Source organism: Acinetobacter sp. UBA2581 (assembly GCF_002339435.1).
Lineage (GTDB): Bacteria > Pseudomonadota > Gammaproteobacteria > Pseudomonadales > Moraxellaceae > Acinetobacter > Acinetobacter variabilis.
On record NZ_DDLD01000044.1, the window covers coordinates 1 to 19,408 of the forward strand.

Below are 19,408 nucleotides of genomic sequence, written 5' to 3' on the forward strand. Positions count from 1 at the left end.
ATATTTTAATTTTGTCATCGGGATACTACGCTTCGCTACGTCTTTCGAAGCAATGCTTCTCATCTCAAGAAAAGTGGTCTCCGACAAACCCGGTACGGTTCAATATGATCAACCTAAATATTACGCTGCAAATATTGATGGTAAGCTGGGTATTGGTTATTGGGAAAAGGATCCAAATACTGTACTGCAAAAAAACATTGAAAGAATATGAAAATATGCTTCATTAATCATATGTTAGCCAAGAGGATCGTATTTCCATTAATGCACAATAGAAGAAGTTAAGTGTGAGTGTGCATACTTTAATGATGTTGCCTCTAATACTATTGAGAAACTGATTGATCAAAGTATTTCAAATTAAGAAATAAATAATTTTATATTTAGCTCTGATGGGATAACCATCAGGGTATTTTTTTGTCATTAAAATCTAATTTGAGACATCATTATGAATGATTTTTTTCTATAAACGAATCGAAGCATCAAAATCAATGACATTGAAGTTCGTCAGATACAGATGAAAGACTTCGATACTTGGGCAATCCCTGCTGAGCCGTTAAAGAACTTCATTAAAGACCAAAATCATTCAAATGAAATTTTGAGAGGGTTATTCAAAGCTCATAGTGTACAGGTTATTTCGACCATGGCATGTGTTACTGATCTGAACAATGAATCACTAGTAGAATTTGCTGCTGATAAACAGGGATTTAAAGAGCTACTTAGTGAAGTCATGAAAATGAATTACGGTACATTTCAAAACTACGTTATCGCTTGAACTGAGGATAAGAAAGCTTGTTTGAATCGATATATTTCATCCGCAGATTATGCGCGAATGCTAAGAAATCTGGAGTTCGAATATTAACCAAAAAGAAGATCATTTTTTGATTTATGCGAGAGATCTATTCTATTTTTATATTTATAAGGCTAAACTTGCCTTCAATTTAATACTGGTATGTACCACTTAACTTTAGGGCGTGTCTTCAATATTAAATGTATTTAAAAATACTGTTTGCATGTTCGCCTAAACGATGATTTTCCATTATTAGATAATGATCTAGCTCAGGAATAGTGATGATGACCATAATTACCAATAATTTAGGTCATGGTATGGGCAATGCCTGGGAAAATAAAGACTGGGCACATATTTCTGATCCAGAATTACAAAGTCTGCAGCAGCACTATTCCTGTTTACAAGGTCATTTTGAGATTTTGTGGTATAGTCCCCGGCCATTTTCATCTGCGGCTCTGGTCAAGGTGGAGCAGGATTTTGTGATCAGGGATGAAGCAGTCGCGCATCAGTATTTGATTAAGCGCAGCCATTGTTCCTTTCGTCGTGCCCGCGATATTTTACAGGAGCATGCTGTTCTTCAGCATTTAGCTAGCAAAGAAATTCCTGTTGCAGCATTGATTAGCTCAAATCAAGGTCTGACTGCTTTAGAGCTAGGTGACTGGACCTATGAAGTCTATGCAAAAGCAGCCGGCTTAGATCTGTATGCAGATCAGCAATCCTGGAAACCTTTTTTCTATGCTGAACATGCTGCGAAAGCTGGGCAATTGCTGGCAAAGTTACATATGGCCATGCAGGATTTTCCTGAGCAGCAAGGCCGATCAGCATCTTATTTAGTGTCCAATCAGCAACTTTTAGACAGTGAAAATATCGTTACAGCCATTCAACGGCGCATTGTAAACAGTCCAGAATTAAGCCGTTACTTTGCCGACAAAAATTTGGATCCTTACTTTTTAGATCAAATCTTACAGGTTCACCAGCGTATTCAGCCTGTATTGCAACAAGCAAGCAGAATTTGGACCCATAACGATTTACACGCTTCTAATCTATTTTGGTCATCGCCAGATGCCAAAGCTGAGATTACTGCCGTAATTGATTTTGGTTTATCTGACCGAAACTCTGCACTTTATGATCTGGCTGTGACGATTGAACGTAATTTCATTGATTGGTTGGAATTAGAGCAGAGCCCACATATTCAGATTGATGAAGCTGGTTTAACTGCCTTTCTACATGCTTATTTTTCTGAAGTACATCCACAAGAAGATTTTAGTATTTTGCCAGAACTACTGAAAATCGTGCATTTGGATTTCGCTTTTTCAGAGCTGGAGTATTTTGTGGGTATTACCCACAACCTCAACCATGCAGATGCGGCTTATTACGATTGGATTATCGGTCATGTGGACTGGTTCTTTGGCGAACAAGGCCAACAATTTACCCAGACTTTAACTCGGCTTATTCAACATGAATTGCAAGCTTCTCAATGCTCTCTCTAAACCCAGCATCATCACCCACTTCACAGACATAAGGTTTCGCATGAACACTCGTCAACTCAAACAGAATGTATTAACCCGATCTTTAAAAATGATCATTCTGTCACCGCTGTGTTTAGCCCCGCTGACTTATGCTGAAGACGATGTTCAACAGCTTGACACGATTGTGATCAAAGCCGATCAAAGCATGCCTTACTCAAGTGCCAAAGTGAATATTGAAGGTTTGGGTACGGACAGTCTTCAAAAAATACCTGCATCGGTCTCTATCTTGACTGCAGATCTCATTGCTGAACAACACGCGCGTGTGCTGAGCGATGTTGTAAAAAATGATGCAGCCATCGGTGAGGGCTATGCTGCAATTGGCTATTATCCAAACTTTGTCTCGCGTGGCTTTGCACTCGATTTGGCATCAAGCTACCTCATTAATGGCAATGTGATTCGTGGTGAACAAAATGTTGCACTTGAAAACAAAGAACGTGTGGAAATTTTAAAAGGCATTTCCGCGATTCAAAGTGGTATGTCGACCCCGAGTGGTGTGGTCAATTATGTCACCAAGCGACCTAAAGATATCCAGGCCCTGACATTCTCTGCTGACCAACATGGACAGTTTTCAGTGGCAACTGATCTCGGTGGTTTTTGGAGTGATGAGCAACAATTCGGATATCGCATCAATCTGGTGAATGAACAGATGGATTCTTATGTCGATCATGTGGAGGGTGAACGCTATTTAGCGGCATTGGCCTTAGATTGGAAGATGTCAGCGCAATCCAAAGTAGAACTTGATCTAGAAGCACAGCGTTCCGAACAAAAATCAGTGCCAGGTTATCAATTACTGGATGGCAAAGTCCCAGAAAATGTGAAATGGGATCGATTGCTGGGTTATCAGACTTGGGGCAAACCGGTCACGATCGATAGTCTGAATAGCAGTTTAAAATATAGTTATGCTTTGAATGATGACTGGAACTTGGGACTCGTTGCCGCCCACAGTAAATCCAGAGTTGATGACTATTCAAGCTTTGCTTATGGTTATTATCGGGAAGGCTGTCTAGAAGCGTATTCCTGTAACACGTTTGGTAAAGCTGGCGAGTATGATATTTACGACTATCAAAATCCAGATGACACTTTTAAAACCAACCAATTTAAAGTCAAATTGGATGGGGTGATTGCTACCAATTGGGCGCAACATTATCTAAATTTTGATATTACACAAACCAATAAATCACGTGATCGTTTCGGTGATGTCTATGAATGGATTGGTGTAGGTAATATTTATACAGAAACTACTGATGTTGAGCCAACAACTGTTGATGTTGGACAAAAGTATCAAGCGCTTAAAAGTAAACAAACCGCATTCACAGCCTTAGATCGTATTGAATGGAATGAACATTGGACCACTTTGATTGGCGGAAAATGGATCAAGCTGGATGAACAAGCATATGATGCAGATCGGGTAAAAGTCCGCGATACCGATTTAGCTAAATTTTTACCGCAATTCGCAATCAGCTATAGCCCCTTGGAATCGACTACCGTCTATGCCTCGTATGCCAAAGGCTTGTCAGATGGAAAAACAGCGCCTTGGTTTGCAGCGAATGCTGCTGAAACTCTAGCGCCGATCTATTCAGAGCAATATGAAGTTGGTTTCAAACAACAGATCAAGCAGTTTTTATTGACTGCCTCGCTATTTGATTTACGCCAAGACAACCAATATAGCAAGCCGATTTCAGGACTTCGCTATTTTGTTGCGGAAGGCGAACAACATAGTCAGGGTCTGGAGCTCGGACTGAATGGTGCATTAACCGATCATCTGGCCTTAACTTCATCTTTAGCCTTGATCAAAGCCCGTTTAGAAAATGTGGAAGCGGTTGAATATGGCCATCATCAAGCGCAAAACGTGCCAAAAGTTCGTTTCGCAACGCATCTTCGCTATAACGTACCGAGCATTGTAGGTTTCACTGTTCTGGCAGGTGGTCAATACAGTTCCAGCAAATATGCCAATAAAGAGGGCACTGCGAAAGTCGCGGGTTATAGTGTGGTTGATTTAGGCGCTGCTTATCAATTTAAGCTGAATACGACCGATGCATTGCTGCGCTTGAATATTAATAATCTGTTCAACAAAAAATACTGGCGTGATGCAGGTGAATTTTTGGGTGATGATTATTTATTCTTGGGTTCGCCGCGTACAGCAACCTTGTCATTCAATCTGAACTTCTAAATTGGCTGCTTAATCAGGTTATATTGCTATGGAAAATATAGAAATTGCAGCGTTCATTTTAAACGTTTTAGGTGTCTGGCTGACCTCCAAACAATATAAAGTCTGCTGGTTGGTGAATATTGTCGCTGTATTTTTATATATGATTATTTTTTATCGTGTCAATTTATTTGCAGACGCAGCATTACAAGCCGTATTTATCTTGATGCAACTGTATGGCTGGTATAGCTGGTCGAAGAAAAATCATGATCAGGCTATCACCGTGCAGATTGGCTATTTGAATAAAAAAATCTGGGTATATAGTCTGATTGTGGGTATTGTCGCCGGTCTGGCAATTGGCGCCTTATTTGCTCATTTCACCACAGCATCACTCCCTTGGTTGGATTCCATGTTGGCCTCTTTTAGCTTGGTGGCAAGTTATTGGGCAGCCAAAAAATATATTGAAAGCTGGGGATTATGGTGTGTTCTAGATGTAATTTATGTCGGTATGTACACCCATAAATCATTGTATTTAACAGCCGTACTCTATTTTCTCTTTATTCTTCTTGCACTAAATGGCTGGAGGATGTGGCGAAATCTTTATAGAGTGACATTATCTTGAAATGACACTATTGCAAATAGAAATTTGAGGTGATGCTCTTTCCTTTAAAAAAAAGTGTTTATAGACTAAAAACTTTATTTGAATTGGCCGCAGCTTGAAGATGTTGCTGATATTTTGTGAAAGCTAGCTACCATACATTCAAAGCGAACCGAAGTTCGCTTTTATTTCACTTCTTAAAAGAACCCGGCTGGTTTGGTCGAATAGCTGACTAGCAAGTTTTTAGTCTGCTGATAATGATCCAGCATCATTCTGTGATTCTCACGCCCAATCCCTGATTTTTTATAACCACCGAAAGCCGCATGGGCAGGGTAGATGTGATAACAGTTGGTCCAGACCCGGCCGGCCTGAATAGCACGGCCTGCACGGTAAGAGGTATGCGCTGAGCGTGACCAGACACCGGCACCGAGTCCATAAATCGTATCATTGGCGATCTTGATCGCATCATCGAAGTCTTTGAAGGTGGTCACAGCCAGTACAGGCCCGAAGATTTCTTCCTGGAAGGTTTTCATGTCATTGGTGCCTTTAAAGATGGTCGGTTCAATATAGAAACCTTGACCCACTTCATGACGTGCTTCACCACCGGTCAGGATCTGTGCGCCTTCTTCACGGCCAGTGGCAATACAACCCAGAATCTTGTCCTGCTGTTCCTGTGAGGCTTGCGCACCAATCATGGTGTCGGTATCTAACGGATGACCAGTCTTAATCCGTTGCACCCGCTCTACTGCACGCGCCAGAAATTCATCGGCAATACTTTCCTGTACCAAGGCACGGGAAGGACAGGTACAGATTTCACCCTGGTTCAGGGCAAACATGGCAAAGCCTTCCAGAGCTTTGTCCAGATAATCGTCTTCCTGATCCATAATGTCGGCAAAGAACAAGTTTGGTGATTTACCGCCAAGTTCCAGCGTTACCGGAATAATATTTTCAGTTGCATACTGCATTATCATTTGGCCGACGGCAGTCGAGCCGGTAAAGGCAATCTTGGCAATACGGGGATTGGTCGCCAGTGGACGGCCGACTTCGACCCCGTAGCCATTGACGATGTTCAACACGCCCGGCGGCAAAATGTCCTGAATCAGTTCAGCTAGCACCAGAATACTGACCGGAGTCTGTTCTGCAGGTTTCAGCACAATACAGTTGCCTGCAGCCAAGGCTGGCGCGAGTTTCCAGGCGGCCATCAGAATCGGGAAGTTCCAGGGAATGATTTGTCCGACTACACCAAGCGGTTCATGGAAATGGTAGGCGATAGTATCTTCATCAATTTCGGAAATGCCACCTTCCTGAGCCCGGATACAGCCGGCAAAATAACGGAAATGGTCAATGGCCAGTGGAATATCGGCAGCCAGCGTTTCACGGATCGGTTTTCCATTGTCCCAGGTTTCTGCTACAGCCAACATTTCCAGATTTTGTTCCAGACGGTCGGCAATTTTCAACAGAATATTGGAGCGGGTGGTCGGCGATGCTCTGTTCCATTGTTCTTTGGCTTTGTGTGCTGCATCCAGGGCCAATTCAATGTCTTCTACAGAAGAACGCGGTACTTTGGTAAAGACTTTGCCATCTACCGGAGAGAGATTGTCAAAGTATTCGCCTTTGACCGGAGCGACCCATTCGCCGCCAATGAAATTATCGTATTGTGCTTTAAATTGAATTTTTGAACCAGGTTGATTGGGATCGATGTAACGCATATTTATTTCCTTTGCTTATTTTCGTATGGCAAAACCGCTTCTACAGCTTTGGTATAAGGTACTTCTGCACCTTATTTGATTAATATAAATGAGGTAAGGTTGGAAAAAGGTTGGAGCTAGCATGTTCACGATCTTTTCATCTATTTTAAAAGAATAACGATTACAGCGGATGTAAATCATGAATTGTTGTGAGAATAAGGAATGATGACAAAACAAGATTTGGCGCAAAAAAGGCACAATATCGATCAGCTTCGGCAAAGTAGCAGTTTATCTCCCCTGCATGCAGAACAGCTGGGACAGAGTATTGCCAGCTCTTGGCAGCGCTCATCCTCGGCTGAAATCCCTAAGAATCGTTTAGCAGCACCACTGACAGATATAAAAAAGACCACTTCTTCTTTAACTTTAGCCTATGCTCTACACCATTGTGCACAAGACTTGAAACATATTGCAGAGCAGTCATCGATGGTATTGGCAGTCGGTGATATAGGCAGCACTATCATCTGGACAGCGTCCAGCCCGCAAATGCAAAGTGCCGCAGAAAGTGTACATTTTATTGAAGGTGGACAATGGCGCGAAGAGCTAGTCGGAACCAATGCATTGGCATTATCCTTAAAAACTCAACAATCCAGCTGTGTCTTTTCCAGTGAACATTACATGTCCTCCATTCATGATTGGGTTTGTTACGCTGCTCCGATTATTGATCCCTATTCAAAACAGGTCTTAGGTGTCATTGATCTGTCAACTACCTGGCCAAAGCATAACAGTTTAGCACTACTAGCTGCGGAGCGCTGTGCTACGATCATCCAGTCGGCTCTACTAGAATGCCAGAAGCAGCGCCTGTTTATTCGGGCTTTTTCAGTACCTCAAGTGCTGTTTAATGGCAAGGTGCTAGTTCTGACCCCTCGACAGATTGAAATTCTAGCCATTCTGGCCTTATGTCCGCAGGGCCTGAGTCTAGATACCTTGCATCAGGCCTTATATGGCGAACGCAAGGTCAGTATAGGGACTTTAAAAGCAGAAATGTCACAGTTACGCGATGTACTAGGTGGTATGCTAGGTTCCAGACCCTATCGTTTATTGGCGGATGTAGAGGCTGACTTTTTAATGATGGAGCAATCCCTAGATGCTGGATATATTGATTCAGCCTTGAAATTATGTACCGGCGTATTTCTGGCTAGAACAGAAAGTCCATTTCTATGCGCTTGGAGAGATTGTCTGGAATCACGCCTGAGCGATGCCATTTTCAAGGCTAATGAAACCGATGTCCTGCTGAAACATGTGGCACATTTTCCTGAAGCGATTGATGCTATAGAACGCCTGATTGAACTGATGCCCAAAATCCATCCCGTTCATCAGACTCTGTTAAAATATAAAAATCTTTAAAGCTGATGTAACTGTCGGTACAAAGCTAAACAGTTAAAATAGGAAAATTCTGGAATATTAAGTATTATCCTTGCTTACTGTGGGTTTACTTATTGATTTAGACTGAACCTGATCCTAAAATTTTTATCAGTGGCTACCCAGTTTGCCTAGCTGCTTGATGGGATGCTCTTCATTAAAATCAGCTACGCTCACCTTCATGTCATTTGAAGAACGCGCAGTTTATTCCTCAGGGATCAAATATAATCGTAAGATAATACGCTATGAAATTTTATTTGTGGCTGAAACGGGCTAAAAAAATCTTGGCATTTTTCTACCATGGGATTAATGTCGATATTCATAATGAAAGGGGCTTGATAAAAAAGAAACACCCCCCGTTTTTATCCTCTTATGAAGGCAAAAGGATCAGCCAGGAACAGGAAAATGCATGTCTGCTCTTGGCACACTTCCTCAGAAAGTGAAACAGGGGCTGTTAAAAATGTAAGTCAGATGATTGGAAAGAAGACTTACATTGAGGCACTACATCGCCGCTTTAAAAATATCTACCACTTGGGCATGGCTGGCTTTACGTGGATTGGTCAGCATGCAGGCATCTTTTTGTGCATTTTCCGCCATGATGGCCAAGTCAGCTTCTTTTACATTCAATTCCGTCAGCCCAGATGGAATACCAATTGAAGCCGAAAGCTGACGAATGGCGCCAATCGCTTCATAAGCTGCTTCAGTTACGGTTAAGCCTTCTGTATTCACCCCCATCAATTGGGCAATTTTGGCATAACGTTCAGGACAAGCAATCAGGTTAAATTCACAGACATGGGGGAGCAGAATTGCATTACAAACACCATGCGGCAAGTTGTAGAAGCCTCCGAGCTGATGTGCCATCGCATGCACATATCCTAAAGAGGCGTTGTTAAAGGCCATTCCGGCAAGATATTGGGCATAGCTCATGGCATCCCGTGCTTCCAGATTATCCCCATTCGCCACTGCCGGGCTAAGCCATTCGCTGATCATGGTAATCGCCTTTTCTGCACAGGCATCAGTGATTGGGTTTGCTGCTGTAGACACATAGGCTTCTACTGCATGCGTCAAGGCATCCATACCTGTTGCCGCAGTCAGCCCTGCAGGTTTGGCCAACATAAGTTTAGGGTCATCAATCGCAATGAGTGGTGTACAACGCCAATCTACAATCGCCATTTTCACATGGGTATCGGTATTGGTAATGATACAGAAACGTGTCATCTCCGAAGCTGTCCCTGCCGTAGTATTGATTGCAATCAGTGGTGTCATCGGGACGGTACTTTTATCAATCCCTTCATAATCACGGATATGTCCGCCACCTGCAGTGACTAGACCAATGCCTTTGGCACAGTCATGTGATGAACCCCCACCTAACGATACAATAAAATCACAGGCATTTTCATTATAAGCTGTAACTCCATGATGCACGTTAATATCAGTTGGATTGGGTTCCGCGCCTGGGAAAATATAACTGTCAACACCCGCCTCTTTCAAATAGTTTGCAATATCATCTGCAACACCAAATTTAAACAGCCCCGCATCAGTTACAATCAGCGCTTTCTTGGCACCTAAATTTTGTGCTTTTATCCCGATTTCTTTAGCACAGCCCGGACCAAAAAGTGAAACACAGGGAATATAAAAACCGTTAGTTTGATCTGAAATATTTTTAAAAGCCATGGTGTGATTCCTTCTACCATTCATTGATTATTTTATCGGTGACCCTCACCGTAATATGAGTATTGGATGAAGTTAAAAAGAATCCTACCTACCAAATACCTACCAATTTAAATTTTTGATTCTAGCCAAAATAATGAATCTGAAATATTTAAAAGTAGGTTGGCAAGGTTTAGCAGATACTGGGTAGATTGTTTCAATAGAGGGCATGTAAGTAGCGGACTAGGCTGTTTGCTACTTTCTGATTTTAAATAAATACTAAAGTGCTTTATTCATTTTTAAGATAAAGATAAACAGTACAGGGCTTAGAAATATCCATAGAGCCACAAAGCTGATACTGGAGCTAAACCGGGTCCGTAATAAAACCATTGCAACGAATAAGAAAATACCTGCTGCGAATTTAGTGTACGTAGGAAAATTCGCTAAAAAAGCGTACCGAGATTTTCGGGTTTTTAGAATCTGCTTTGCACTTACAGTATAAAAGGCAAAGCAGCTTAGCCAAAGCAGACCGATCACTGCAATCCATATCATGTTGATGATTCCTGTTGCGTAACTTTTAGTTTGGCGTGAATTTTATTGACCGCCTTTTGATGAATAGGGGTAATTTTCTGGTGTAACAATAGGGCGAGAAGTGCCAAGGGCCATAACATCAGGTCAATACGCAAAAAAGGCCAATAAGTCGCAAAAGAATCAACATATTACTGGGAAACTAAATAATAAATATCAATCAGGGGAAGGGCTTTGTTGCACAAAGGTTTGAAAGACAATGCTGCCCTAATTGAGCTAAATTCAAGTGACAACTTGGGTATTAGGGCGATCTAATTCTGTGAATTTATTTAAAACTGCTACACGTGCATGAATCTCATCCACCTGACTAGCAAAACTCCTTGCTGTTAATTTATCGCCTAATAATTTGATGCAATGCATTTTGGTTTCCACTAAACTTCGATGATGATAACCAGACCATTTTTTCCAAAGTGACCGACCTAGCCGTTTGACTGATTTTAATAATTCATTCCTCTCTAAAGATCTCAATTTCTTATGAAGCGCTTCCTGACAGGCCGATCACCTTGTACCTTAGGCAGTCATGAAATACCATGCCGCTGCAAGCAGCGGTGTAACGACGAGCGTGTCAGATAAGGAATACTCGGCTGCAATGTATAAGGGCAATCGTCTAGCGGCAACAAAGTGCGTTTTCGAAAAGCAACAATTGCCGCCTCATTTTCAGGCGATAACACGCTTGAGCGAGGATTCTTTGGCCCGGTTGTAAGATCATCTACTGAAGTAAGTTTCTTCCATTTTGCGACAGTCTTTTGATTGATGCCGTAACGCTTGGCTAGCGTTATTAAGCTCTCTTAACTATTTTGTATTGCTCGACGCACTGTCTGTGTCGTTGTGGCGCTGTTGTGTAGAACTTGTCCCATAGTGCTGCATCTTTCCATTTCTCTGAGAATATTACACCATTAAAATCTGGGACTAAACACCTAGCTAGAAAGTTCCACAGTTTAAAATTAAACGTCGATAAGCCAAGAAAAAGCACAAGCTTCCGATCATTCCGAGATAAAGCAATTTAGGCAAGACTAACTCTGTAGGTACACCCATCTGATTGAGTTGAATAAACATCTGCACAATTTGGGTGGAAGGCAGGATTTCGCCAACGACTTGCATCCAGATAGGCATTGCAGCATGCGGCCAGGCCGCACCAGATAAAAAGAACAGTGGAATGGAAGTGAATACAATCACATGACCCGCACGTTCCGGCAAATCCAGAAAACTGGCGAATAGGCAGGTCATGCCAATTATTGTATAGATAAAAACTGGAACAGCCAGTAGCATCCCGAACAGGTTGCCACCACGTGGATAATCAAATAGCCAGAAGCTAAAGCCGAATAAATAGAAACATCCCAGACAGCCAATAGTAAAGACCGCTAAACACATCCCAATCAATGCATTTGCGTTTAATTCTACTTTTCTTTCCCGATATACTAAAATTAGCATACTCAAACCCAAAAGAATGGTTTGGTGAATAATTAAAGGTGCAACCGCAGGAAAGACATAGCTGCCATAGCCGGACAGCGGATTAAATAAAGGAATTTGATGCACAGAAAGGGCAGGTGAAAAATCCGAGACCTTGCCAAAGCGTTCAGTATAATCTGCCAAAGTTTGCTCAACTGATGTAGCTAAGCCCAGACCAATTTGTTTGGTCACTAAAAAGTTGGCCGTGCTTAAATACAGTCCAATTCCGCCTGTTTCACCATGCCTTAAGCTTTGCGATAAATTGTCCGGTAGTAACAAGATACCATCGGCTTTTTGAGATTCCATCCATTGTTTGGCTTCGGCAAAATTTCCGGTAATCGCCTGAATTTCGACATTGGGGCTTTGTGCCACCTGACCAATAATGCGGGTACTCAAGCTACTTTGTTCTTCATCGACAATAATAATCGGTAAGGCTTCAGCCTGCTGTGCCTGATAAGCGGTTGGATAAAAAAAGCTGTAAAACAAGACAGATAGAATCAGCGTGGTAAAGATCGTGCCGTGACTGACGATATCTTTAAAGCTTTGTAGATAGTAAAACCAAAGGGATTTCATGGTGTTGCTCCTTTGGCGATTTTTTTAAGAAACAGATAAGCCAGCAGAGCGTAGACTAGGGCATAGATCAGCAGCATTAATCCAGCTTGCAGTGAAATATGCAATGGACTACCAATCACCCATTGTTCAGTTTGTAATTTGGCATAGGGCGTGAACGGAATAATATTGGACCAGAACTGGGTGAATAGGGGCGCATTATTTAAAGGTAAGGTCACACCGGCAAAACTTAAAGATGAACCACCATAGACCGCAATGATGCCAAAAGATTTACTTAAATCTTTGGTTGCTAGAACCACTGCACTGCTTAAAAATGCATAAGCGCTATATAGCAGAAATTGTGCCGATAGAATCAGAGCGAGCGAGCCGGCAACAAACCAGCCGCGAATTTCAATCAGCCAGAACATCCAGATCCAGGTCCATAGACTAAAAATAGCCACATAGATCAGGTTCTTAGACAGCAATGCCATCCAGATGGATGAGTTGCTAATCCAGCTTGTTAAGGTCTGCCGCTTCAGTTCCTGACCGACGGAAAATGCCACACAACAACACAACAGTAAATGCAGAATTGCCGGAATGACATAGAGTTCCAGATAGAATTCATAATTCAGTTGTGGATTATACAGCGGCGATATTTTGATATGCGGTGACGGTGCTTCGAGAGAAGGCAGCCGGTTGCCCAGATATTGCTGTCCGCTAAATTCAGCCAGTGCTTGCAGGGTACTGACCAGCATGGCAGAGGAAATGGTATTTCCGATACTAAAATAACTCTGATTAAAAGCAATACTGATGTCAGCATCCCGGGCACGAACCAGACGTTGCTCGGCACCGCTGGGAATATGGATATAACCCCAAATTTTATTTTGATTTAACAGGCGCTCAATTTCAGCTGTTTGTTCCGACACCGTAGCAATTTTAAGAGTATGATTCAGCGCCACATGCTGATAAATGCTTTGACTCAGCGCACTCTGGTCTTGATCAATAATCGCAATCGGTAAATGATCCGGTTTCCCTTGAGCAAACATGCTGCTGAATAAAATAATCACTAGTGCAGGTGCGAGCGTGACCAGACACAGATCCCATTTTTCGCGGAGCAGATAGCGCAGTTCGCGCCATATACCCGTCCACATTATCGGGTCTCTTTCAGTTTAAATAACACGCTCATCCCAACTTTCAGTTCAGGAATCGCTGGTGTGGGCACAAGATGCAGCTTAAAACTTCGCACATCATAACCGCCGGTTTGGCGTGTGGTCTTAATGGTGGCAAATTCACCTTCAGCACTGATCTGCTTGATTTTAAAAGTGGCGGTTTTATCTAGGGCGGGAATATAACCTTCAATACTGCTCAATTTCTGAAACGGGGCATATTGGTCTTCACGAATATTCAGGCTCACCCACATTTGATCTTCAATCAGGCTGACCACAGGGACTGCGGTGGCTACCAGCTCCGAGACTTTGCCATAGGTTTTAGACACCGTTCCGTTTACAGGTGCTACTAATTGGGTTTCTGCTTCTAAAGCATTGGCTTCATCCAGCGCAGCCTGGGCAATATCTACCTGTGCATCGGCGGAACTCTTTTGCTGCGAAGTGCTGCCACGTTTGGCACGTGCATATTGCTGATACGCCGCCTCTGTCATTTGCGCTGCTGATTGACTGGCTGCATACAATTCATCACGGCGCTGGCGTGAAATCACACCTTCCTTCAATAAATTTGCACCACGCTCATAAGAAACTTTGGCTAAATTTTGCTGTGCTTTCAGCGCTTGCCAGTTGGCATACAGACTGGCGATATTTTCTTCCTGCGAGCCGCGTTCAGCAGTCGATTGTAAGGCCAGCGCAGATTGTAAAGCCGCTGCGGCTTGCTGTTTTTTGGCCTGAATTTCCGGGCTGTTTAAGCGCACCAGTACATCGCCTTTTTTGACCCGCTGACCTTCTTCTACATAAATTTCTTCAATACGGCTTGGCACTTTGGTCGCCACCTGAACTGTTTCAGCTTCTACACGACCCTGCAATTCAAGCGGAGCCGGTTGGTAGCTTTTCCATAATCCAAAAGCGATGACTGCCAGCAGAACTGGAATCAGGGCGAGCAATAAATATTTTTTCTTTTTAGCGATTTCAGGAGCTTGTTGTTGCTCGGTCGAAGTCGTCGCGTTATTTTCTATTTCAGTTTTTGTTTCTACCTGTTGCGCAGGCGATTTTTCTGTATCGCTGGATGAAGCCGCTTCATTCACAGGATCATTGGGTTGTTGATCTTCGTTCATGTTCGGCTCCATTAGCGAATATAGTGAGTGTTGGTATGTTGGATGTAGTTCGGAAATTCTGCAATCGAGCCATGGCTTTGTAATAGTGTGGCCAGTGACATCACATATTTGTAAGCATTCAAGGCAGTTTCGGCTCGTAGTCCGCTCAGCATATTTTGTGCATCGATGACCTGTATGGCGGTACCCATATCTTCTTTAAAGGACAATTCTTGGATGCGTAAATTTTCCTGTGCGGCTTTCAAGTTTTGTGCCAGAAGCGCATCACTTTGCTGTGCACTAAGTGCTTCGCTATAAGATTTATAAATCAGATTTTCAATTTCCTGCTGGGTGCGTGCAGTGAGCAGTTCTGTGGCAGAGCGTTTGAGTTCAGCAGCCTGAATATTTTTGTTTTTATCGATCCCGGAAAACAGGTTATAGCGTGCGGCAACTCCGAAAATCCAGTTTTCATTTTGATCCAGACTATATTCACCAAAAGCAAAAATATTCGGTTTTTTAGCTGCTTGCTGGGCTTTCACATTGGCTTGGGCCAATTGGGTATCCAGCTGCATTTTTTGAATCAGCGCAGAGTTCTGACTAAAGGTTTTCAGCAGATGATTTAAAGCCTGTGGCTCAGTTTTATTGACAAATAAAGGCGTCGAAAGCTCAGTGATGCTACTTTCCTGAAGCAGATTATTGAGCTGGAACAGCGCAGCATTCAAATTGGCCTGCGTATTTTGCTGGCTGCGCTCGGCATTATTGCGTGCTACTTCAAATTGCATGCGCTGGCCTTTACTGATAAAACCTTGCTGTTCCATTTTTAAGGCATTGCGATAATGCTGCTGCATGGCATTCAGATTAAACAGCGTAGCTGCATGCAGTTGCTTTTGGAGCTGCACATTAAAATAACTTTGAATCAGTTCAAAACGCTGCGTATCTTGCTGCTGTTTGTTGCTGAGCTGACTACGACCGACCTGAATATTGGCAATTTCTTTGGCACTACGGGTGAGGCCTCCAGTATATATTGGCATAATCACGGAAACAGTGGGGCGAATCACCTGATCTTCAAGGATGACATTAGACGTATCCGGAATCAGACCAACTCCGCTATGAATAGTATTGTTAAGTCCATCACGCAGTGGATCGGTAATACCTGCAGGTAGATCCACGCCATTACTGGCCTCCCACTCATTAAGCCGGCCATTCACGCCTTGAGAGAGTGAATTCTCCAGATTATTTTTAAATTGCTTTAATGGAATATCGACTTCACTGTGAAAGGCATAGGCACGAACATTCAGGTCGACTCGTGGCAGACCTATACCTTTCACTGCTTCAGCTTCAAGTTTTGAAGCTTGTTCCAGACTTTGATAGGCTTGGCTGCTATAAGAATTTTGCAACAACTGACGTTCAGCGTCCTGAAAGCTGATGCTCTGTGCATGAGCAAAGCTGCCATACATCATCGATGCAAGCAGATTTAAACCCCAGACAAACTGTCTTTTATTTTTCTTTAAGTTCATAAAGTCGCTAAACTGATTTAAAGCCGGTAATGTTATCCGGCTAGTATAAATCAAAGGTTCGTAGATAGAACTAGTGTAAAGTTATAGTATTGTTTCTTGTACATTTGTCTATAAAAAAGGAAGCTTATACATCCTTAATTAACCCGAATCGCGGATAAGAAATTGACTTGAAAAATAAGAGGACTAGAGCCATCAGTTGAGTTACCACACCAAACTCACAACTCTAGTTCTGATGTTCAATAGTACCGAATTATTCTGCGTAATTGATGATTTTTCTTAAATTTGAATCAACTTATTGAGAGTTTCTCAAACAAAACCGTGGTTCCTTAAGAATCAGAACTGCTCAATTTACAATTTCAGAAATCTGCTTTATTGCCATTTGGTACAAATGCTCTCATTTCAATAATTTCAAAGCCTTTTTTTACCTGGTTAAAAGAAGGTAAAAGCCATTTATTTAAGTACTTGCCTTGCTATCAAAGGATGATTCATCTAATCAATATGCATGAATTAGCTCTACACGCTTTACATGTGACACTGATGAAAGGCCAAGGTACACAATATTTATGGATTGATTCAACAACTCTGCCAGTTTGTAAAACTCTAAGTATTCAGCATCATAAATCATTAGTCCAAATTGCATCACGTGGTAGAAGCTCAATGGGCTGATTTTATGGCTGTAAATTACATATTGCGATGAATCAATTTGGTGAAATTGCCTGTTCTGCTTTATCGAATGGACATGTTGCTGACATAAAAATGGTTGAGCAATTGGTTGCTGGTGTAGAAGTAAAACTTTACGGGGATCTAGGTTACATCAGCCAAGAATTAAAAACTAGATTGAAATATCAAGTTATTGATTTAATTATTTATCATCGAAAGAATATGCAGGCTATTCAACTTTGTGCATCAGATGAATATCACCTAAGACAACACAATAAGATAGAAACATTATTCAGTTTATTGAAGGGGCAATACAATTTAGTAACGAGTAAAGCACGTAGTCTTCATGGGTTTCTGAGTGGAATTTACGCCTCACTATGTGCATATCAACTCACTCATCAAAATAAGCCAACAATTCAAATTAAGGAATCATCGGCTTAAGCAGGATTCGAGTTAAATAAGCTTTCAAAATAGCTTGATAAACTAAAGCTATTTTAAGCAGGCAATGAATATGAAAGAAAACGCTAAAGAAAAATAAAAAAAACAGCGTATGATTTACTTAATGGAATTTTAGATGATGCAGACAAGATGATCCGTAATGATTGGTCACGTGCCGAAATACAAGAAATTTATGACTTGCCTTTAATGGATTTACTGTTTCAGGCACAGCAAATTCATCGCCAAAACTTTGAACCGAATACTGTTCAGGTCAGTACTCTGCTTTCAATTAAAACGGGCCGTTGTCCGGAAGATTGTAAATACTGTTCGCAATCTGCACATTATGATACTGATCTGGAAATTGAAAAACGCGTAGAAGTACAAAAGGCGATTGCTGAAGCCAAACAGGCCAAAGCTTCCGGTTCGACCCGTTTTTGCATGGGCGCAGCATGGCGTAACCCGCATGAACGCGATATGCCGTATGTGCTGGAATTGGTGCAGGAAGTCAAGAAATTGGGCATGGAAGCCTGTATGACCCTAGGGATGCTGAATGCCTCACAAGCGGAACGTCTGAAAGATGCAGGGCTAGATTATTACAACCACAACCTTGATACCTCACGTGAATATTATGCCAATGTCATCAGTACACGTAGCTTTGATGACCGCTTAAATACGCTTGATCATGTGCGTAATGCCGGAATTAATGTCTGTAGTGGCGGTATTGTCGGCTTGGGCGAAGGCGTACAAGACCGAGTCGGTTTGTTATTTGAACTAGCGACTATGCCGATTCACCCGGGTTCGGTGCCCATAAATATGCTGGTTCCTATTGAAGGTACACCACTGGCCGATGTTGAAAAACTGGATGTGATTGACTGGATTCGTACTATTGCGGTAGCACGGATTATTATGCCGAAGAGTTATATCCGCTTGTCGGCAGGTCGTGAATCTCTCTCTGACTCTGATCAGGCACTGGCATTTATGGCTGGAGCTAACTCATTATTTTCAGGTGATAAATTGCTTACTGCCCCGAACAGTGGTGAAGGTAAAGACAAAGCCTTGTTTGCTAAATTAGGCTTAAAAGCTGAAGCTGCCAAGAAAACAGCTAAAGAATTGGCTGTAGATGCGATGCAACCTGCTTAATTAATCGTGTAACAAACAGGGATCATTTCAACTTGAATTGGTCCCTTTTTATTGGAGCAGACAAAATGAAGATACTGATGATTACGGGTTGGGGGCTAGGAACAGCGGTCTTAACCCCGTTTGTAGAACAGTTAAGGCAGCAGTATCAAGTTGAAGTATGGGATATTTTTGATCCTAACGTGGAAAGTATTTTGGCCGAAAAAGTTAGGCAGGCGAGTTCTTTTGATGTCTTGATGGGATGGTCTTTGGGTGGACAGTTGGCACTTTTGCTGGCTAATGAAATCCAGCAACAATTGAAAATTGCCAAGCCAGTGATTTGCTGTATGTCAAATCCCTGTTTCGTGGCCAACGAAGCATGGCCACAGGCAATGCCAGTTGAACAATATACACAATTTAAATCCTCCATACTGGCTGATCCAAAACGCGGGATGCAGCGCTTCTGTACCTTGGTCACTTTAGCTGGCACAGCAGCGCGTGAACGTGCAAAATTATTGCACCAACAGTTAAATAGTATTGATTTAAACTATCAGGTTAAGCATCTTTATCTATTGCAGCAATTAAATCTAGTGGATATCTTAAAAAATCATTCAGTCAAGATGCTATTTATATTTTCCGAGAATGATATGTTGGTTCCTTACAAAGTTAGTCAAGAATCCGTGTTTTTAACAACCCAAAATCTGAATTTGGTAAAAATACAGGGCACGCACGATGCCATCCTTTTTGATGCCCAGTTACTCGTTGAGCCAATTTTAAAATTTTTAGCCGATCTGGCTTAAGCAAAAAGAGATTATTAGCTCTTGACGTTTCATTTTCAGATTTAACGCGCTAAGATCAGTTTTAGTTTTAATATCAGTTTTAGTTTTAATAATTGGGGTAAATTCTGTGCAGGACGCTTTTGATCAACAGCATATTTGGCATCCTTTAATTATAAAGTTCCTCTAAAATTAACATAATACAGATTGTACGAAGCCCTGACTGTAAGCCCAAAGTAGAAAT

14 protein-coding genes and 5 pseudogenes are annotated in these 19,408 nt (G+C 42.0%); 9 read left to right on the top strand and 10 right to left on the bottom strand.

Translation table 11 applies throughout. The annotated features are described in order from the left end of the window. The 5 genes and pseudogenes from B3Q46_RS05105 to pnuC all read left to right on the top strand — a co-directional run. Positions 1-211: pseudogene (locus B3Q46_RS05105) on the top strand (hypothetical protein); the annotation flags it as partial. A gap of 300 nt (positions 212-511) precedes the next feature. Next, a complete protein-coding gene (locus tag B3Q46_RS05110) occupies positions 512-769 on the top strand; it encodes a hypothetical protein (protein WP_286713842.1) in 258 nt (85 codons plus the stop codon). A 299-nt stretch (positions 770-1,068) separates the two neighbouring features. After that, entirely contained in the window at positions 1,069-2,274 is a 1,206-nt protein-coding gene (locus tag B3Q46_RS05115; protein ID WP_286713858.1) for a phosphotransferase enzyme family protein, read from the top strand. A 40-nt stretch (positions 2,275-2,314) separates the two neighbouring features. Then, positions 2,315-4,483: a TonB-dependent siderophore receptor gene (locus B3Q46_RS05120; protein ID WP_286713844.1), complete on the top strand. Its 2,169-nt coding sequence runs from the start codon at positions 2,315-2,317 to the stop codon at positions 4,481-4,483. A 28-nt stretch (positions 4,484-4,511) separates the two neighbouring features. Next, positions 4,512-5,081 (top strand): nicotinamide riboside transporter PnuC, encoded by a 570-nt coding sequence (gene pnuC / locus B3Q46_RS05125; RefSeq protein WP_004779937.1) that lies wholly within the window; start codon positions 4,512-4,514, stop codon positions 5,079-5,081. A gap of 173 nt (positions 5,082-5,254) precedes the next feature. Here pnuC and B3Q46_RS05130 read toward each other — a convergent pair whose 3' ends face one another. Continuing rightward, positions 5,255-6,766, bottom strand: coding sequence for an aldehyde dehydrogenase family protein (locus B3Q46_RS05130; RefSeq protein WP_004779936.1), 1,512 nt, complete (start codon positions 6,764-6,766; stop codon positions 5,255-5,257). A gap of 201 nt (positions 6,767-6,967) precedes the next feature. On the opposite strand from B3Q46_RS05130, the gene B3Q46_RS05135 reads away from it, so the two are divergent. Continuing rightward, positions 6,968-8,149: a hypothetical protein gene (locus tag B3Q46_RS05135; RefSeq protein ID WP_004779935.1), complete on the top strand. Its 1,182-nt coding sequence runs from the start codon at positions 6,968-6,970 to the stop codon at positions 8,147-8,149. A gap of 516 nt (positions 8,150-8,665) precedes the next feature. Here the strand turns inward: B3Q46_RS05135 and mdh are convergent. From mdh to B3Q46_RS05170, 9 genes and pseudogenes are all read right to left on the bottom strand, one after another. Beyond that, positions 8,666-9,838 (bottom strand): iron-dependent methanol dehydrogenase, encoded by a 1,173-nt coding sequence (gene mdh, locus B3Q46_RS05140; RefSeq protein WP_004647793.1) that lies wholly within the window; start codon positions 9,836-9,838, stop codon positions 8,666-8,668. Positions 9,839-10,093: 255 nt separating this feature from the next. Beyond that, positions 10,094-10,366 (bottom strand): hypothetical protein, encoded by a 273-nt coding sequence (locus B3Q46_RS16385; protein ID WP_004779934.1) that lies wholly within the window; start codon positions 10,364-10,366, stop codon positions 10,094-10,096. Further along, a pseudogene (locus B3Q46_RS16390) lies at positions 10,363-10,572 on the bottom strand (PepSY domain-containing protein); the annotation flags it as partial. The pseudogene B3Q46_RS16390 and the gene B3Q46_RS16385, both read right to left, overlap by 4 nt. 52 nt (positions 10,573-10,624) lie before the next feature. Then, a pseudogene (locus tag B3Q46_RS05145) lies at positions 10,625-10,873 on the bottom strand (IS5/IS1182 family transposase); the annotation flags it as partial. 50 nt (positions 10,874-10,923) lie between these two features. Next, positions 10,924-11,259 (bottom strand): annotated as a pseudogene (locus tag B3Q46_RS05150) (IS481 family transposase); the annotation flags it as partial. A 64-nt stretch (positions 11,260-11,323) separates the two neighbouring features. After that, on the bottom strand, positions 11,324-12,424 hold the full coding sequence (locus tag B3Q46_RS05155; protein ID WP_286713849.1) for an ABC transporter permease: 1,101 nt from the start codon (positions 12,422-12,424) through the stop codon (positions 11,324-11,326). Then, positions 12,421-13,551: an ABC transporter permease gene (locus B3Q46_RS05160; protein WP_005237554.1), complete on the bottom strand. Its 1,131-nt coding sequence runs from the start codon at positions 13,549-13,551 to the stop codon at positions 12,421-12,423. The genes B3Q46_RS05155 and B3Q46_RS05160 overlap by 4 nt, the downstream gene beginning before the upstream one ends. Further along, entirely contained in the window at positions 13,551-14,681 is a 1,131-nt protein-coding gene (locus B3Q46_RS05165) for an HlyD family secretion protein (protein ID WP_004779929.1), read from the bottom strand. Before B3Q46_RS05165 ends, B3Q46_RS05160 begins: the two co-directional genes overlap by 1 nt. Before the next feature lie 11 nt (positions 14,682-14,692). Then, positions 14,693-16,174: a TolC family protein gene (locus tag B3Q46_RS05170; protein WP_286713852.1), complete on the bottom strand. Its 1,482-nt coding sequence runs from the start codon at positions 16,172-16,174 to the stop codon at positions 14,693-14,695. A 232-nt stretch (positions 16,175-16,406) separates the two neighbouring features. On the opposite strand from B3Q46_RS05170, the pseudogene B3Q46_RS05175 reads away from it, so the two are divergent. The 3 genes and pseudogenes from B3Q46_RS05175 (at position 16,407) to B3Q46_RS05185 (ending at position 19,188) form a co-directional block, all read left to right on the top strand. Beyond that, positions 16,407-17,275: pseudogene (locus B3Q46_RS05175) on the top strand (IS982 family transposase). 147 nt (positions 17,276-17,422) lie between these two features. After that, positions 17,423-18,412 carry a biotin synthase BioB gene (bioB, locus tag B3Q46_RS05180; protein WP_286713854.1) on the top strand — a complete coding sequence of 330 codons (990 nt, stop codon included), beginning with the start codon at positions 17,423-17,425 and terminating at the stop codon, positions 18,410-18,412. A 65-nt stretch (positions 18,413-18,477) separates the two neighbouring features. Next, positions 18,478-19,188, top strand: coding sequence for an alpha/beta hydrolase (locus B3Q46_RS05185; RefSeq protein ID WP_286713856.1), 711 nt, complete (start codon positions 18,478-18,480; stop codon positions 19,186-19,188). Positions 19,189-19,408: the final 220 nt, after the last annotated feature.

Excerpts from the sequence above, each read along its gene's own strand:
- B3Q46_RS05165 (WP_004779929.1), bottom strand. The coding sequence starts at position 14,681 with ATGAACGAAGATCAACAACCCAATGATCCTGTGAATGAAGCGGCTTCA.
- B3Q46_RS05160 (WP_005237554.1), bottom strand. The coding sequence starts at position 13,551 with ATGTGGACGGGTATATGGCGCGAACTGCGCTATCTGCTCCGCGAAAAA.
- B3Q46_RS05120 (WP_286713844.1), top strand. The coding sequence starts at position 2,315 with ATGAACACTCGTCAACTCAAACAGAATGTATTAACCCGATCTTTAAAA.
- pnuC (WP_004779937.1), top strand. The coding sequence starts at position 4,512 with ATGGAAAATATAGAAATTGCAGCGTTCATTTTAAACGTTTTAGGTGTC.
- B3Q46_RS05170 (WP_286713852.1), bottom strand. The coding sequence starts at position 16,174 with ATGAACTTAAAGAAAAATAAAAGACAGTTTGTCTGGGGTTTAAATCTG.
- B3Q46_RS05155 (WP_286713849.1), bottom strand. The coding sequence starts at position 12,424 with ATGAAATCCCTTTGGTTTTACTATCTACAAAGCTTTAAAGATATCGTC.
- bioB (WP_286713854.1), top strand. The coding sequence starts at position 17,423 with ATGATCCGTAATGATTGGTCACGTGCCGAAATACAAGAAATTTATGAC.
- B3Q46_RS05115 (WP_286713858.1), top strand. The coding sequence starts at position 1,069 with ATGACCATAATTACCAATAATTTAGGTCATGGTATGGGCAATGCCTGG.
- B3Q46_RS16385 (WP_004779934.1), bottom strand. The coding sequence starts at position 10,366 with ATGATATGGATTGCAGTGATCGGTCTGCTTTGGCTAAGCTGCTTTGCC.
- B3Q46_RS05130 (WP_004779936.1), bottom strand. The coding sequence starts at position 6,766 with ATGCGTTACATCGATCCCAATCAACCTGGTTCAAAAATTCAATTTAAA.
- B3Q46_RS05135 (WP_004779935.1), top strand. The coding sequence starts at position 6,968 with ATGATGACAAAACAAGATTTGGCGCAAAAAAGGCACAATATCGATCAG.
- B3Q46_RS05110 (WP_286713842.1), top strand. The coding sequence starts at position 512 with ATGAAAGACTTCGATACTTGGGCAATCCCTGCTGAGCCGTTAAAGAAC.
- B3Q46_RS05185 (WP_286713856.1), top strand. The coding sequence starts at position 18,478 with ATGAAGATACTGATGATTACGGGTTGGGGGCTAGGAACAGCGGTCTTA.
- mdh (WP_004647793.1), bottom strand. The coding sequence starts at position 9,838 with ATGGCTTTTAAAAATATTTCAGATCAAACTAACGGTTTTTATATTCCC.